This is a genomic window from Marinicauda pacifica, from assembly GCF_004793635.1.
GTDB lineage: Bacteria > Pseudomonadota > Alphaproteobacteria > Caulobacterales > Maricaulaceae > Marinicauda > Marinicauda pacifica.
This window is the reverse complement of record NZ_SRXV01000001.1, coordinates 1,238,354-1,253,557: the sequence shown is the minus strand read 5'-3', so window position 1 is coordinate 1,253,557 and position 15,204 is coordinate 1,238,354. Positions and strand designations below refer to the sequence as shown.

At 63.7% G+C, this 15,204-nt stretch carries 11 protein-coding genes; 9 read left to right on the top strand and 2 right to left on the bottom strand.

Annotation, left to right across the window (positions count from 1 at the left end):
• The first annotated feature begins 42 nt into the window (after positions 1-42).
• The 3 genes from E5162_RS06010 (at position 43) to E5162_RS06000 (ending at position 4,342) form a co-directional block, all read left to right on the top strand.
• Entirely contained in the window at positions 43-2,262 is a 2,220-nt protein-coding gene (locus E5162_RS06010; protein ID WP_135944010.1) for a copper-transporting P-type ATPase, read from the top strand.
• Complete coding sequence (locus E5162_RS06005; protein ID WP_135944009.1) at positions 2,259-2,981, top strand: class I SAM-dependent methyltransferase; 723 nt, start codon at positions 2,259-2,261, stop codon at positions 2,979-2,981. Before E5162_RS06010 ends, E5162_RS06005 begins: the two co-directional genes overlap by 4 nt.
• An 83-nt stretch (positions 2,982-3,064) precedes the next feature.
• Positions 3,065-4,342, top strand: coding sequence for an APC family permease (locus E5162_RS06000; protein ID WP_135944157.1), 1,278 nt, complete (start codon positions 3,065-3,067; stop codon positions 4,340-4,342).
• A 573-nt stretch (positions 4,343-4,915) separates the two neighbouring features.
• On the opposite strand, the gene E5162_RS05995 is transcribed toward E5162_RS06000, so the two are convergent.
• Together E5162_RS05995 and E5162_RS05990 are read right to left on the bottom strand one after the other, a co-directional pair.
• Complete coding sequence (locus E5162_RS05995; RefSeq protein WP_135944008.1) at positions 4,916-6,022, bottom strand: acyltransferase family protein; 1,107 nt, start codon at positions 6,020-6,022, stop codon at positions 4,916-4,918.
• Positions 6,023-6,358: 336 nt separating this feature from the next.
• Positions 6,359-6,634, bottom strand: coding sequence for a DUF5676 family membrane protein (locus E5162_RS05990; protein WP_135944007.1), 276 nt, complete (start codon positions 6,632-6,634; stop codon positions 6,359-6,361).
• A gap of 158 nt (positions 6,635-6,792) precedes the next feature.
• On the opposite strand from E5162_RS05990, the gene E5162_RS05985 reads away from it, so the two are divergent.
• From E5162_RS05985 to E5162_RS05960, 6 genes are all read left to right on the top strand, one after another.
• Positions 6,793-7,878 (top strand): acyltransferase family protein, encoded by a 1,086-nt coding sequence (locus E5162_RS05985; RefSeq protein WP_158291216.1) that lies wholly within the window; start codon positions 6,793-6,795, stop codon positions 7,876-7,878.
• A gap of 62 nt (positions 7,879-7,940) precedes the next feature.
• The gene (locus tag E5162_RS05980) at positions 7,941-8,387 is read left to right on the top strand and encodes a hypothetical protein (RefSeq protein ID WP_135944005.1); all 447 of its coding nucleotides are present in this window, start codon (positions 7,941-7,943) and stop codon (positions 8,385-8,387) included.
• Positions 8,388-8,491: 104 nt separating this feature from the next.
• On the top strand, positions 8,492-8,887 hold the full coding sequence (locus tag E5162_RS05975) for a hypothetical protein (protein WP_159227577.1): 396 nt from the start codon (positions 8,492-8,494) through the stop codon (positions 8,885-8,887).
• Positions 8,888-8,956: 69 nt separating this feature from the next.
• Entirely contained in the window at positions 8,957-10,207 is a 1,251-nt protein-coding gene (locus E5162_RS05970; protein WP_158291215.1) for a TolC family protein, read from the top strand.
• The gene (locus tag E5162_RS05965; protein WP_135944002.1) at positions 10,204-11,709 is read left to right on the top strand and encodes an efflux RND transporter periplasmic adaptor subunit; all 1,506 of its coding nucleotides are present in this window, start codon (positions 10,204-10,206) and stop codon (positions 11,707-11,709) included. Before E5162_RS05970 ends, E5162_RS05965 begins: the two co-directional genes overlap by 4 nt.
• Positions 11,709-14,855, top strand: a complete 3,147-nt coding sequence (locus E5162_RS05960; RefSeq protein WP_135944001.1) for an efflux RND transporter permease subunit — start codon at positions 11,709-11,711, stop codon at positions 14,853-14,855. Before E5162_RS05965 ends, E5162_RS05960 begins: the two co-directional genes overlap by 1 nt.
• The last annotated feature ends 349 nt before the right edge of the window (positions 14,856-15,204 follow it).

Here is a 15,204-nt window from a genome sequence, read left to right as displayed (position 1 = left end):
TAGTCCGGCCTAGAACCGGCCGACCGGCGAGGAGGCCGCGCAATGAGCAATGATCACAACCATTCGAGCGAAAACGCTTGCTGCGCAGGAGGCGCCAAGTCTGCGCCTGACGGAAAGTACGACACCGTGCCCGAAGGCTATTCGGGCACGGTCTACACCTGTCCGATGCATCCCGAGGTCCGTCAGCCCAAACCCGGCCCGTGTCCGCTGTGCGGCATGGCGCTGGAGCCTGAAGGCGTCGTCGTCGGCGAGGAGGACCAGAGTGAGCTGAGAGACATGAGCCGGCGCTTCTGGATCAGCGCGGCGCTGACCTTCCCACTCTTTGTCTACGCCATGGGCGACATGCTGCCGGGCCGGCCCCTGCACGGCCTACTCGACAGCACCCTCGCCCAATGGATCCAGCTGGTGTTGGCCACGCCCGTGGTGCTGTGGGGCGGCTGGCCCTTCATCGTGCGCGGCGTGCAGTCGGTACGCACGATGAATCTCAACATGTTCACCCTGATCGGGCTCGGCATCACGGTGGCCTATGCCTTCTCGGTGGTGGCCACGATCGCGCCGGACCTCTTCCCGGACTCCTTCCGCGATGCGCAGGGGCGGGTCGGGGTCTATTTCGAGGCCGCCGCGGTGATCACGACGCTGGTCCTGCTCGGTCAGGTTCTGGAGCTGCGCGCGCGCAGCGCCACCTCCGGCGCGATCCGCGCTTTGCTCGAACTTGCCCCGCCCCATGCCCGCCGGATCGAGGCGGATGGAAGCGAAACCGACGTGTCGATCGAGGACCTCCAAGAAGGCGACCGGCTGCGCGTGCGTCCCGGCGAGAAAATCCCTGTGGACGGGGAGATCGACGAGGGTTCCAGCACGATCGACGAATCCATGATCACCGGCGAGCCTATGCCGGTGCAGAAATCGACCGGCGACAGCGTCACCGGCGGCACGGTCAACCAGTCCGGCGGCTTCGTGATGCACGCCACGCGCGTCGGCGAGGACACGCTGCTGTCCCAGATCGTGAAGATGGTCGCCGAGGCGCAGAGGAGCCGCGCTCCCATCCAGCGCCTGGCCGACGTGGTCGCGGGCTGGTTCGTGCCCATCGTCGTGGTGATCGCGATTCTCTCCTTCATCGCGTGGACCCTCTTTGGGCCGGAGCCGGCGATGGCCTTCGGTCTCGTCAACGCAGTGGCCGTGCTCATCATCGCCTGCCCGTGTGCGCTGGGTCTGGCGACCCCGATGTCGATCATGGTGGCGACCGGAGAAGGCGCGAAGAACGGCGTGCTCATCAAGAATGCCGAGGCGCTCGAGACGCTGGAAAAGGTCGATCTGGTCGTGGTCGACAAGACCGGCACGCTGACCCAAGGCCGTCCCGAACTCGTCACCGTCGAGACCGAGGACGGGGTGGAGGAAAACGAGCTGCTCTCGCTTACGGCCTCTCTCGAGCGCGGCAGCGAGCACCCTCTCGCGGCAGCTATCGTGAAGGGTGCCGAGGCGCGCGGCGCGACATTGTCCGATGTCTCCGGCTTCCAGTCGGTCACCGGCAAGGGTGTCTCGGGCAAGGTCGAGGGCCGGGACGTTGCGATCGGCAATCGTGCGATGATGAGCGATCTCGGGGCGCTTTCCCCGGCATTGGCCGAACGCGCGAATTCGCTGCGCGCCGAGGGCCAGACGGTGATGTTCGTAGCGGTCGACAATCGGCCAGCGGGGCTTATCGGCGTCGCCGACCCCATCAAGGACACCACGCCGGAGGCCCTGGAGGCCCTGCACGCAGCCGGCATAAAAGTTGTCATGCTCACCGGTGACAGCCGAGGGACGGCCGAAGCCATTGGCCGGCAGCTAGGGATCGACGAGATCCACGCCGATGTTCTGCCTGAGGATAAGAACCGCATCGTGGGCGAGCTGCGCGAGAAAGGCCATGTCGTCGCGATGGCCGGGGATGGCGTCAACGACGCGCCCGCGCTCGCCCGCGCCGATGTCGGCGTTGCGATGGGCACCGGAACCGACGTCGCCATGGAAAGTGCCGGCGTGACGCTGGTCAAGGGCGATCTCAGAGGCGTGGCCAAGGCGATTCGCCTGAGCCGGGCCACCATGGCCAATATCCGCCAGAACCTGTTCTTCGCTTTCGTCTACAACACGGCCGGTGTGCCGATCGCGGCCGGCGTGCTCTACCCGGTCTTCGGTCTGCTTTTGAGCCCGATGATCGCCGCCGCCGCGATGGCGCTCAGCTCGGTCTCCGTAATCGGCAATGCCTTACGCCTAAGATCGGTCAAGCTATGAGCGGCCAGCGGGACGAGGATGGAAAAGGCTATACGCCGCTGCTTGGAATCGCCGCATTGACGCCTTTCTACGACGCAGTAATAGCGATCTTTACACGGGAGGGACGATGGCGCTCCCTGTTGATCGCGGAACTTTCTCCTAAGCCTGAAGATGTAATAGTAGACATCGGCTCGGGCACCGGCAGGCTGGCCGAGCAGATCTGGCGTGTGCCGCCCTTCACAACCTATCTCGGCGTCGATCCGGATGAGCAAGCTGTGGCTATGGCTCGCAGGCGTGCCCGGCGGATGAGTGAATCTTTCACGTTTAGGACCGGCTTTTTTACCGGAAGCGAACTGATCGCTGGACGATCGCCCAACCGCATCGTCACCTCGCTGGTCCTGCACCAGACACCGCTGGCCGAGAAACGCAGAATCTTGCACGCGGCCTATGAGGGGCTCCAGCCCGATGGGGTATTGCTCATTGCAGATTACGGTCTTCAGAAGACCCGGTTTATGCAGCTCTTGTTCCGATTGACTGTACAGGCCTTAGACGGCGTCCAGGACACCCAGCCCAATGCCGACGGTGTTCTTCCCACCCTCCTGAATGAGGCCGGATTTGCAGCCGTGGACGAATTGGCCCGGGTGGACACGCTCACCGGGACGATAACCATACTAAAAGCTGCCAAGACCCCCACGTCTGCAGCTACAGGGCTCCATCCGGCCCCCGGCTCGGTCCAGTAGTTCTCTGCAGCAGCACACAGAAGGAAGTGCCGGTGAAAAACTCAAGCCGTGTTACTCAGTACGCCCAGAACAGCCTGACGTTGATGGGCGCGGTGGCAATGGGCACCGGCGTCATGATCGGGGCGGGTATTTTCGCCCTGACCGGGCAGATCGCCCAGTTCGCCGGACCCCTCTTCCCGCTGGCCTTTCTGGTGGCCGCCGTGATCAGCGCGTTCAGCGCCTATACCTATATCAAGGTCTCGAACAAATACCCCTCCGCCGGCGGGATCGCGATGATCCTGAACAAGGCCTACGGGCCGGCCACGATCACCGGCGGTGCTGCGCTCCTGATGGCGTTCTCGATGATCATCAACGAGAGCTTGGTGGCGCGCACCTTCGCCACCTACACCCTGCAGCTCTTCCCCGGCGATCCGCACCCGGTCTTCGTGCCGATCCTCGCGCTGGGACTGATCGTGTTCGCCTTCCTGGTTAATATCGCGGGCAACCGGCTTGTCGGCGGGATATCCAAGGCGGCCGCGATTGTAAAGATCGGCGGCATCCTTGTCTTCGCACTCGTCGCGCTGGCTGCTGCCGGGTTCAGCTTCCAGCCAGCCCGGGCGAGCGATGGCGCGGACGCCTCGATCATGGGCTTCCTGGCCGGGGTGGCGCTGGCCATCCTCGCCTACAAGGGCTTTACCACGATCACCAATAGCGGCGCGGAGATCGCCAATCCCCACCGCAATGTCGGGCGCGCGATCATGATCGCGCTTGTCATCTGCCTGGTGGTCTACATGCTGGTCGCCTGGGCGGTGGGCTCGACCCTCTCCATCGACGAGATCGTGGCCGCGCGCGACTATTCCCTGGCCGAGGCGGCGCGTCCGGCCGTGGGTGAAGCCGGGGTCTGGTTCACCGTTCTGCTCGCCATCGTCGCGACCGCGTCCGGCGTTATCGCCAGCATCTTCGCGGTGTCGCGCATGATCGCGATGCTCACCGACATGAAGCTCATCCCGCACAGCCATTTCGGCATGCCGGGCCATATCCAGCAGCACACCCTGGTTTACACGGTCGTGGCGGCCGGCGTGCTCGCGGCCTTCTTCGATCTGGGCCGCATCGCCTCGATGGGCGCGATCTTCTATCTGGTGATGGACGTCATCATCCACTGGGGTGTCTTGCGCCGAATGCGCGAGGATGTCGGCGCCAACCCGGTCGTCCTGGTCGCCGCCATCCTGTTCGATCTGATCGCGCTGGGCGCCTTCGTCATCATGAAGCTGCTGAGCGATCCGTTCATCATCGCGGTCTCGGCCGGCGGCATCGCCGCGATCTTCGTCTTCGAGAAGGTTTATCTCGTCCGACGCGCGCCGCCGAATAGAACCGAGACCTAGGCAGACCCACTAAGCATCTGACTTAGGCTCCTCATTCATTGCCAGTAGGCAATGAGGGTCGCCAGGCGCGACAGCCAACAGGAATGTGGCTGAGATGGGCGGGCAAGCCGGCGTATGAGATCAGGGCGGGTGTGGCTCGGGTGTCCGGCACGTTGCCGACGGTAAGTACGAGCGCGTAGGGCCGGCCTAGCGTGTCGGTGAGTGCATGGATCTTGGAGGTCTGACCGCCCCGCGATGGCGCGATCGCCTAATTTTTCGCCCCCCCTTTTCCGCAATGTGCCACTGGAGGCCAGCACTGCAAGAAGGCCTGTCCAGAAGCGGCGCCGGGACCATCGGTCGAAGCGGTTGTAGATGGTTGTCTACTGCCCGTACTCGGGCGGGGCAATCACACCACAGGCAACCCGATTTGAGGACATGGAAGATGCGCGAGATTACCCGCCGGGTCACTTACGCGTGGAAAGGTGCGGCCGGACCGCCGGCCATTGATCGTCATCAAGACAGAACAATCCCGCCATAATCGGCTCCGTTCGCTGCGCGACCGCCTCACCCCTGGGATCGGATTTTAAAGCTACTTCACCACGATATCATAGGTTTTGTGGTTGGAGGCTTCTCCACCGAGAATCCCTGCGATTTGCTCGACGGAGGTTCAATCGCGGCGGCAGCCCCCTGCTTCTCTCTCCAACTTGCAGAACGCAATCCCAGCAGCATGAAGGACGCGCCTCCGCCGAGGCGTAGCACAATTTCGTGCAGTAGAATCGGTATCGCTATGCCGGCAGCCAAGCCAAGCGCGAGGCCAATATACGGATCGGGCCGGGTAAGCAGCTGATAAGCTAGCTGCAGGCTCATCACTGCGAACAGGTGGTAGAGATAGATGCTGAACGAATAGGTCCCGATCCGGGCAAACGGACGAATGGTGAAGCGAAAGGCGAGTAGCGTGCCGCTGAGCGTGAGACCGAGGCCCAGTGCCAGACCCGTTCGCCGGGCAATATCGCGATCCGGTCCGGCAAAGACCGTTAGGGCGTGAAATGCAAACAGCACAAGTGCGAGCGCTACGCCGACAAGCGCGACGCGCCTTACCGAAGGCGATTCCAGCCGGGCCATAATCAGTCCGAAACCGAAGAACGGCGCGAGATAGATGGCTCGGTCCAGCGACATCCACTCCACCCCGCGCCCCAGCGGCGAGAGGAAGGCCGACGCGCTCACCGCCAGGAAAACGAAGGCTGCTGTTTGAGGCCGACGCGGCAAAGCGAGGTCGACGAATGCGACGGCGCAAAAGATCAAGATCAGAGCCTGCAGGAACCAGAACTGAGCATAGGGCTGAAGATAAATTGTCCAGAAGCGTGCCGGCTCGATGGCCCAGGACCCGCTCGTTACCGTCATGATCAGGGCGAATGTCGTTGCAGCGAATACGAACGGAGCGACCAAACGGCGCGCCTTTCCCCGTGTGAATGTGCCTACTTGGCCCGGCTGTACCGGCCGCGCCGCATAGACAAAGCCGGACAACATTGCAAAGAGTGGCATGCGAAGGTGAAAGAAGAGCTGTGCGAAAAGCGCTAATGGGTGATCGTCGAGGACCCGGAGCCCTTGACTGGGCGCCTCTCCGATCACGTGCAGCGCGACAAGCAGCAGGCAGGCTAGGCCCCGCAGGGTATCGATGGATGGGTCGCGAGAGTTACGCAAAGCCGATCATGTCCCTTGGTGGCGCATATCGTCCCGAGCGGACGGTATATGATGGGCTTCCAGCAAATCTTGGGCCATCGGAGCCAATGCGCGTCGGGCCTCAGGATTGAGATGGCGTGCCGACACATTCTTCTGTGCCCTCGGAAAGGCGATGAATTCGCAGGCTCATTGTCGGCTATTGACGCCGCGGATTCTTAATGCGGTCGAAGCATGGTTCAGAAACGCATTTTTTGGTGGGCGGTCTCGGAAAGACGATTAATGACGGACCAGGGGCGAGCATTTTTCAATGCCTCCCGCGGTAGCAACCACAAAGATGAACTACCTAGTCAACCGCGCCTAAGTGCGCCTTGAGAAAAAGCGCCAGAGTGGAACAAACACGACCGCGATATACCAGCCATAGAGATAGGCGCCGGCTGCGCCGAAGAAGAAACCGGTCCAGGTCAGCCATTCAAAGCCGGGAAGCAAGGGCGCCCACGCTTCGTGCATATGAAAGCGCTCCGGCATGACGAGCCCGAAGCCAATACAAAGCAGGTAGGTCACCAGGAGGAAGGCCGACAGTGAGAGGCCTGTTACCTTCATGCTCAACGGTTTCGCGAGGTCGGTATCCTTCATTTCGAAATCTCCATCCAGATTCGATCTGCCATGATCAGTGACAGCCACGACCCGGATACGATCCGGCGCAGGAAATCCCTCGGTTTGACATGAGGCCGTGAGGGAACCGGGCGCCGTGCGCGTAGTCGGTCGGTAACCGGATTTGCGGGGGGCATTCCTTGAGAACGATCGGTGCGGCTTTCACCGGGCGGGACAATCGCTTCACCCTGATCCGTCTTGCTCTCGCAAGTGCCGTGCTCCTTGAGCACGCGGTGATCGTGACGCAAGGACCACTTCCTCCACCACCTATGGCGATCAACGCATGGTCCATAAGCTATGCCGCGGTGAACGGCTTCTTCGTTCTATCCGGGTTCCTGATTGCCAACAGCCTCGAGCATCGCGCGGATCCCTTCACCTATGCGGCGTCGCGCATTCTGCGCCTCATGCCGGCTCTGGTATTTCTTTCAGCGATCGCGGTGTTTTTTGTTGGCCCTGTAGCGACCGGCCTGTCTCAGGCAGCCTACTGGACGGCTCCGCAGACCTGGACGTACCCGTTCCAGGTGTTGGCATTTCTCGACACATCGCAAGGTCCGGCCGGCATCTTCCCGGATCATCCCTGGCGGGGTGAGTTCTCGGCCACGCTCTGGACGCTGCGTTATGAGGTTATCGCCTATATCGCCGCCGCCCTGTTGTTCTTCACGCCTCTTCCCTGGGGCCGTGTCGCCGCGCTCGTATACTTCGCGATCGCCAATCTTGCGTATCTGCTCATCCAGACAACCTGGCCAGAGGCTCCGGCCCTGTTTACGAGCGCGGCGCGCCTGTCGGCGGCTTTCACTTTGGGCATGGTCGTATATTTGTGGCGCGAGCGGCTTCCTGTTCTGCCATGGGCCGCGATCGCGGCCCTTCCGCTTTGGCTGTTCCTGGGGGAGGCGCCTCTCGCCGAACTCTTTCTCAACCTCGCGATCGGCTCGCTCCTTTTCTGGGTAGCGTTCGCGCGGTTCGGCGGGGCGCCGACATGGAGCGCCGTCCCAGATTGGTCGTATGGCATCTATATCTGGCACTATCCGATCATGCAGCTCGTGCTGCTTGCCGAGCCCGAAGCGGACCCCTGGACCGTTGGGGCCTTCACGATCCCTGCCACCGCGGCGATCGCCGCGATCTCCTGGTATTGGATAGAAAAGCCGAGCCTTGGCCAGAAATCGCTACTCGGCGCGCTGCTGCGCGAGCCCAGAACAATTTTCAAGCTGATGCACCGCATCCGGTGAGGGAATGACGGCTTCAGTGCGTACTGAGTTTGAAGCAAGCGATCTCGACAGGAGACGATCCGATGAAACAGATTTGGATAACTGCCATCGCCGCCTCCGCCCTGCTTGGCGGAGCCGCATTCGGCCAGCAACCCGATGCCGATGGGGATCATGGCGCGCACCACGGCGCGGAGAGCACGACACAGAGCTCCCATGGCGATCGCGGCGCACATCGGCCCATGATGATGGGCGAAATGGACATGACCGGTCACCACGAGCACATGACGCGCATGCGTAGCCTGATGGACGAGGCACGCAATACCGACGATCCCGAAGAACGCCGTCGCTTGATGGCCGAGCATCGCGAGCTGATGCAGAGCCGCATGGGCGCCATGATGGACCACTGCGATCACGGAGACATGATGGAGCGTTGCAGTCAACGCATGTCGATGATGCAGGACATGATGGAGCAGATGATGGCGCGCCAGGAGATGATGGAAGGCTCCGCCAACGCCGGCGGCGGGGAGTAGCCAAGGTCGATTGCCGTCGCGAAAACAGGTAGCAGCACTTCATTTAACGCTGACAGCGCGCTATATATTGGGTGACGAGCCGCAACCGCGATCAGGACAGTGCTTTGACGCATGTCGCATGGATTAATGTGAGATCGAGCATCGCCGCATTTGCGCTGGCGGTGATTTCGCTCGCCCTGGTCCTGTCCTCGCCCGCGCTCGCGCAGGTCGGACATGAGCCGGAGGCCTGCGGCCCGGCCCATCATGACGAAGCGTGCTGCATGGACGCCATGTCCGCAGAGATGGAAGAGCAGGCCGCCTCCATGGGTGCCGGTGCTGACCATATCTGTGACGAGGCGAGCTGCACGATGATGATCTCCTGTGCGCCCGCAACCGCCATTCTGACATCGGGTGGCGAGGACGCCGCCCTTGCGATTCCTCTGGATCACGGGGCAGCCCGCTACACCTCCCCGCATGCGTCAGCCTCGGTCGACGGGCTGAAACGACCTCCGCGCGCCTAGCTTTTCGAGCCGGTTGCGGTCTGACGACCGGAGCCGTTTTGCGAAAAGCGAATGCGTGGAGACATCCCAGTGAAATTCCCAATTTTTGCGGCGGCGCTTGCAGCCGTAGCGACTGCGTCGGCAGGCGCTCAGCACGGCCCCCAACCGGGCGCGCCGCTGAGCCTCGCCGAGGCGGTCCTCATTTCCGAACGAAGCGAGGAACCGGGCGTGCTCGCCTGGCGGCAACGCTCGGCCTCGCTCGAAGCGCTCGGCGAGTCGGAGAATTCCCGACCCGATCCCTCGATCCGGATCGCCGCCAACAATATGCGGCTCGACGATTTCGACCTGAACCGCGAGGCGATGACGCAGGGCGAGGTGCGGGTACGCCAGAGTTTCCTGCGCGGCGAGACCGGCGAACTTCGCCAGGCCCGCCGCGCTGCGCAGGCCGACGGTGCCGAGGCTCGCGGCGTTCTGCGGCAAAGCGAGATCCGGCGCGAGGTTCGAGAGAGCTGGCTCGACGCCTTTTACTGGGAACAGGCCGGACAACTCACAAGCCAGCGCCGCGACGAGCTGCGCCAGCTCGGCGAGATCGCGCTCGCGACCTTCGCCACCGGCCGGTCGAACGCGGCCGACGTGATCCGCGTCGACCTGGAAACCGCGGTTCTCGATACCCGGCTGGTCGACATCGAGCGGTTCGCCCACCATGCGCGTACACGGCTGGCCCGCTATCTCGGTGAAGCCGCACACCGCCCCTTGGCCGGCAGACTTCCGCACCTGCCCGCCCTGCCGCAGGCCGAGGCCATCGAAGCCGTGTTTGCCCGGCATCCTTCGGTCGCCGTTCAGGACGCGGAGATCCGCGCCGGCGAGCGCGAGATCGATCTGGCCCGCCAGGCCTTCAAACCGGCCTGGTCGGTGGATGCCGGATATGGCGTACGTGACAGCCGGTCGGACTTCGCGAGCGTCGGGGTGAGCGTCGAAATCCCGCTCTTCAACCGCGATGCGCGTGAGGCGGGGGTGACCAGCGCACGCGAAGCGCGCTCTGCCGAGGAGCTCGAACGCCGCGCCCTCTTGCTGGACCTGCGCCGCGAATGGGAGCGACTTTTGTCCGACCGTTCCAGCCGCGAGGCGTCCATCGCCTTGTACGAGCGCAATGTCCTTCCCAATGCGCGCGAGACCGCCGAGGCGGTGATGACCGCCTACGAAAACGGACAGGCGGACTTTCCCGAACTGGTGCGCGCCGAACTTGCCCTTCTTGACGCCGAACTCGCGCTTCTGCGCCTGAACGTCGACGCCCTCAAGGCCGAGGCCGGCCTCCTCTATCTCGCCGGAGATATCCAATGAATATGCGTAATTTCATCGCAGGCGCCGGGCTTCTTGCCGGCGGTGTTCTTCTCGGGGGCCTGGTCGTTTTCTGGCTTGCGCCGGGCGGGGAGGCACCTTCGTCCGATGGCGGCGAACAGGATATCCTCTACTGGGTCGCGCCCATGGACCCGGACTACCGCCGCGACCAGCCCGGCCAGTCGCCCATGGGCATGGACCTCGTCCCGGTCTATGCCGGCGAGGAGGCGGGGGACGCCGAGGAGGGCGTCGTTCGCATCGACCCCACCGTGGCCAACAATATCGGCGTGCGCACCGCAGAAGTGGAACAGGGCGCGCTGTCCCGGCGCGTCGAAACCGTGGGTTATGTCCGCCCGGTCGACGATCTGACCAGCGTCGTGGACGTACGCGCTGGAGGCTGGATCGAGCGTCTTCCCGTCGCGGCTGTCGGCGATGTCGTGGAGCGCGGCGATCTTCTCTTCAGCATGTATGCGCCGGCCATTCTGACCGCGCAAAGCGAGTTCCTGCAGGCGCGCCGGCTCGGCCGTGAAGCGCTGATCCAGTCGGCCCGCGCTCGCCTCATCGCGCTCGGAATGACGCGAGGCCAGATCGAGGCGGTGGCACGGTCCGGCGAGCCGAGCCGGCTCGTCGATGTGCGCGCCGGCCAGGATGGAACGGTGTTGGAGATCGGCGTGCGCGAGGGCCAGCATGTCCAGCCCGGCAATCGCCTGATGACCATCGCCGACCTGTCTCAGGTCTGGGTCGTCGCCGACCTGTTCGAAGACGAGGTCCAGGCGGTGTCGCCCGGCCAGGCGGTCGTGATGCGCACTCCCGACCAGCCCGGCCGGGTCTGGGAGGGCGAGGTGGAATATGTCTACCCCACCGTCAATCCCGACAGCCGATCGGTGCCGGTGCGCATGCGCTTCGACAACCCGGAGCGCACGCTTCGTCCCAACAGCTATGTCAACGTCGCCATCGAGGCGGCCCCGCGCCGAAACGTGATCCACATCCCGCGCGAGGCACTGATCCGCACCCGTCAGTCCGACCGGGTGATCCTTGCGCTGGGCGAGGGGCGCTACCGTCCGGCTCGCGTTGTGCCCGGCATCGAGACCGGTGGCCGGGTGGAAATCATCGAAGGCCTTGCCCCCGGCGAGCGCGTCGTGGTGTCCGCCCAGTTCCTGATCGATTCCGAGGCGAGCCTGCAGGGCGCGATGCTGCGCATGACTGCGCCGCAGGACGGGCAAGAATCGGAGGAGCCCGCCGAACCGGTAGCCATACAGGGCGTCGGCACGGTGGCGTCGGTCATGCCCGGTCACGGGATGATCCGCCTCGACCACGAGCCCATACCGGATATCGGATGGCCGGCGATGACGATGTCGTTCGACGTCGTGGAAGGGCTTGATCTTCAAGCCGTCAGTGAAGGCGAGCGCGTCGAATTCGAGATCGTCGAGATCGATGGCGGAAGCTGGATGGTGACCGATATCGCCCCGCTCGATGACGAAGCCGGCAATGAGGGAGATCGCTGATGATCGCCTCCATCATCCGCTGGTCGATCGCCAACCGGCTGATCGTCCTTCTCCTTGCTGCGATCCTGACCGGTTACGGCGCGTATTCGCTCACGCGTACCCCGCTGGATGCGCTCCCCGACCTGTCCGACGTCCAGGTCATCGTGAAGACGACCTATCCCGGCCAAGCGCCGCAGGTCGTGGAGGACCAGGTCACCTATCCGCTGACCACCGCCATGCTCGCCGTGCCCGGCGCGGTGACGGTGCGCGGCTATTCCTTCTTCAACGACAGCTTCGTCTACGTGATCTTCGAGGACGGGACCGACCTCTACTGGGCCCGCTCGCGCGTGCTCGAATACCTTTCCCAGGTCGCCCCGACCTTGCCCGACAGCGCGACGACTGCGCTCGGTCCCGACGCGACCGGGGTGGGCTGGATCTACCAGTACGCCCTCGTCGACCGCACCGGCGGGCACGACCTTTCCGAACTGCGCTCGATCCAGGACTGGTTCCTCAAATACGAGCTGCAGACGATCGAGGGCGTGTCGGAGGTCGCCGCCATCGGCGGCATGGTGCGCCAGTACCAGGTCGTCGCCGATCCCGAGCGCCTGCGCGCCTATTCGATCCCGCTCTCCCAGGTGCGCACCGCCATCGAGCGGGGCAATCAGGAGAGCGGTGGGCGTGTCATAGAGATGGCCGAGGCCGAGTACATGGTGCGCGCTTCGGGCTACATCACCGGCATCGAGGATCTCGAGGCCATCCCGCTCGGCGTCACAGACACCGGCACGCCGATCCTGCTCGGCGATGTGGCCGAGATCCGCGCCGGGCCGGAGCTGCGCCGCGGCATCGGCGAACTCAATGGCGAGGGCGAGGTCGCCGGGGGCGTCGTCATCATGCGCTTCGGCGAGAACGCGCTCGCCACGATCCGGCGCGTCGAGGAACGCCTGTCAGAACTGGAAGCCTCCCTGCCCGAAGGCGTGGAGATCGTCACGACCTACAACCGTGCCGACCTGATCGAGCGCGCGGTCACTTCGCTCGGCAAGAAGCTGATCCAGGAATTCATCGTCGTCGCCCTGATCTGCGCGATCTTCCTGTTCCACCTGCGCTCCTCGCTGGTGATCGTGCTGAGCCTGCCCCTCGGCATCCTTGCCGCGATCGTGATCATGAACGCGCAGGGCATCAATGCGAACATCATGTCGCTCGGTGGTATCGCCATCGCCATCGGCGCGATGGTCGATGCGGCGATCGTGATGATCGAGAACCTGCACAAGCACATCGAGCGAGAACCGCTCACCCGCGAGAACCGATGGCGCATCGTCGCCAAGGCCTCCACCGAGGTCGGCCCCGCACTCTTCTTCTCCCTGATGATCATCGTGGTCAGCTTCCTTCCCGTCTTCGCGCTGGAAGCTCAGGAGGGGCGGCTGTTCCGTCCGCTGGCCTTCACCAAGACCTATGCGATGGCGGCCGCAGCCGGATTGGCGATCACCCTGATTCCGGTGCTGATGGGTTACTTTGTCAGGGGCCGGATCACGCCGGAACACAAGAACCCGGTCAACCGGCTGCTGATCGCCGCCTATCGGCCGTTCATCGGCCTGGCGCTCGCCCGGCCCTGGTTGATGATCGCGGTGTCGGCGCTCGCCATCGCCAGCGCAGCCGTGCCGCTCTCGCGCATCGGTAGCGAGTTCATGCCCGATCTGGATGAGGGCGATCTGTTGTACATGCCGAGCGCCTATCCGGCCGCCTCGGCGGGCAAGATGGCCGAGCTTCTCCAGCAGACCAACCGGCTCATCATGACGGTCCCCGAAGTGCTGACCGCGCACGGCAAGGCGGGCCGGGCCGACACGGCGACAGACCCGGCGCCGCTGACCATGATCGAGACCACGATCCAGCTGCGCCCGCGCGAGGAATGGCGCCCGGGCATGACGATCGATGATATCCGCGCGGAACTCGACGCGGCGGTCGAGGTGCCCAGTCTAAGCGATGTCTGGATCATGCCGATCCGCAACCGGATCGACATGCTGGCCACCGGCATCAAGACTCCGGTCGGCATCAAGGTCGCCGGACCCGATCTCTCGGTGATCGCCGAGATCGGCCAACGAATCGAGGACGCCATCGAAACCGTGCCGGGTACCAGCTCGGTCTATGCCGAGCGCGTCACCGGCGGGCGGTTCGTCGATATCGACGTGAACCGCGCCGAGGCCGCGCGCTTCGGACTCAACATCGCCGATGTCCACGACGTGATCCGTACCGCGATCGGCGGCATGACCATCACCGAGAGTGTGGAAGGGCTGCAGCGCTATCCGGTGAACCTGCGATATCCGCAGGACTATCGCGGCTCGGTTGCCGATCTGCGAGCGCTTCCCGTCGTCACCCCGTCGGGCGAGGAAATCCCGCTCGGGCGCGTCGCCGACATCACGATCGATGACGGACCCGGCGTGATCCGCAGCGAGAACGCCCGGCTCAACGGCTGGATCTATATCGACATCGCCGGTGTCGATATCGGCTCCTACGTGGCAGAGGCTCGCCAGGCCGTGGCCGACCAGGTCGATCTTCCTGCGGGCTATTCGCTCAACTGGTCGGGCCAATACGAGTACATGGAACGGGCCCAGGCCAAGCTCGCGCTCGTCGTTCCGGTGACGATCGCGGTGATCCTGCTGCTCCTTTTCCTGAGCTTCCGCCGGATCGTCCCTGTCCTGATGATCATGGGCACGCTGCCGCTCGCACTCGTGGGCGGGCTCTGGCTGCTTGATCTGCTCGGCTACAACCTGTCGGTCGCGGTCGGGGTCGGCTTCATTGCACTCGCCGGTGTCGCGGTGGAGATCGGCGTTCTGATGATCGTCTATCTCGAACAGGCGCTAGCGCGCCATCGCGAGACCGCAGCCGGAAAGGGCCGGTCACTGAGCGGGCAGGATATTCGCGAGGCGGTGATCGAGGGCGCACTCTTGCGCGTTCGTCCGATCATCATGACCGTTGCGACTGTCATCGTCGGTCTCTTGCCGATCATGTTCGGTACGGGAGCCGGTTCGGAAGTGATGCGCCGCATCGCCGCTCCCATGGTCGGCGGCATGGCCAGCGCGACCGTGCTGACTTTGCTGGTCCTGCCGGCGTCGTTCCTGATCTGGCAGCGGTTGGCGCTAAGATCACAAGATCGGCAGGTGGGTTCCGTTTGAAGTGGCCAACCAAGCGATCTTGAGGCCAACCGCAATGCGAGGGGACTTGCCTGCCTCGCAATTGCTGCGAGCTGAAGAGCCTTTGTTGCGCTCCAATGGTGTTTAGACCCCCAGACTGGACATCTGGGGTCTACCCGGAGCACCAGACTCCAAGTCTGGTGCTTGAACAGCCGGGTCTCCCGCCCAAGGGTGCCAAATAGAAATTTTGTCGGCCCCTGACCGCTTGGACAGCAAAGGCAATGACGGCTTAGGAACAACTCGCCCTTATCTAAAGGTGCTTGATTTTATTGAAACTTATGAGGATTTACGCTAGAACAAACTCCACGAAACCTCTTTCCACGAGCCCCCA

Coding starts and splice junctions, on each gene's coding strand:
- E5162_RS06000 (WP_135944157.1), top strand. CDS start 3,065: ATGGGCGCGGTGGCAATGGGCACCGGCGTCATGATCGGGGCGGGTATT.
- E5162_RS06010 (WP_135944010.1), top strand. CDS start 43: ATGAGCAATGATCACAACCATTCGAGCGAAAACGCTTGCTGCGCAGGA.
- E5162_RS05960 (WP_135944001.1), top strand. CDS start 11,709: ATGATCGCCTCCATCATCCGCTGGTCGATCGCCAACCGGCTGATCGTC.
- E5162_RS05980 (WP_135944005.1), top strand. CDS start 7,941: ATGAAACAGATTTGGATAACTGCCATCGCCGCCTCCGCCCTGCTTGGC.
- E5162_RS06005 (WP_135944009.1), top strand. CDS start 2,259: ATGAGCGGCCAGCGGGACGAGGATGGAAAAGGCTATACGCCGCTGCTT.
- E5162_RS05965 (WP_135944002.1), top strand. CDS start 10,204: ATGAATATGCGTAATTTCATCGCAGGCGCCGGGCTTCTTGCCGGCGGT.
- E5162_RS05990 (WP_135944007.1), bottom strand. CDS start 6,634: ATGAAGGATACCGACCTCGCGAAACCGTTGAGCATGAAGGTAACAGGC.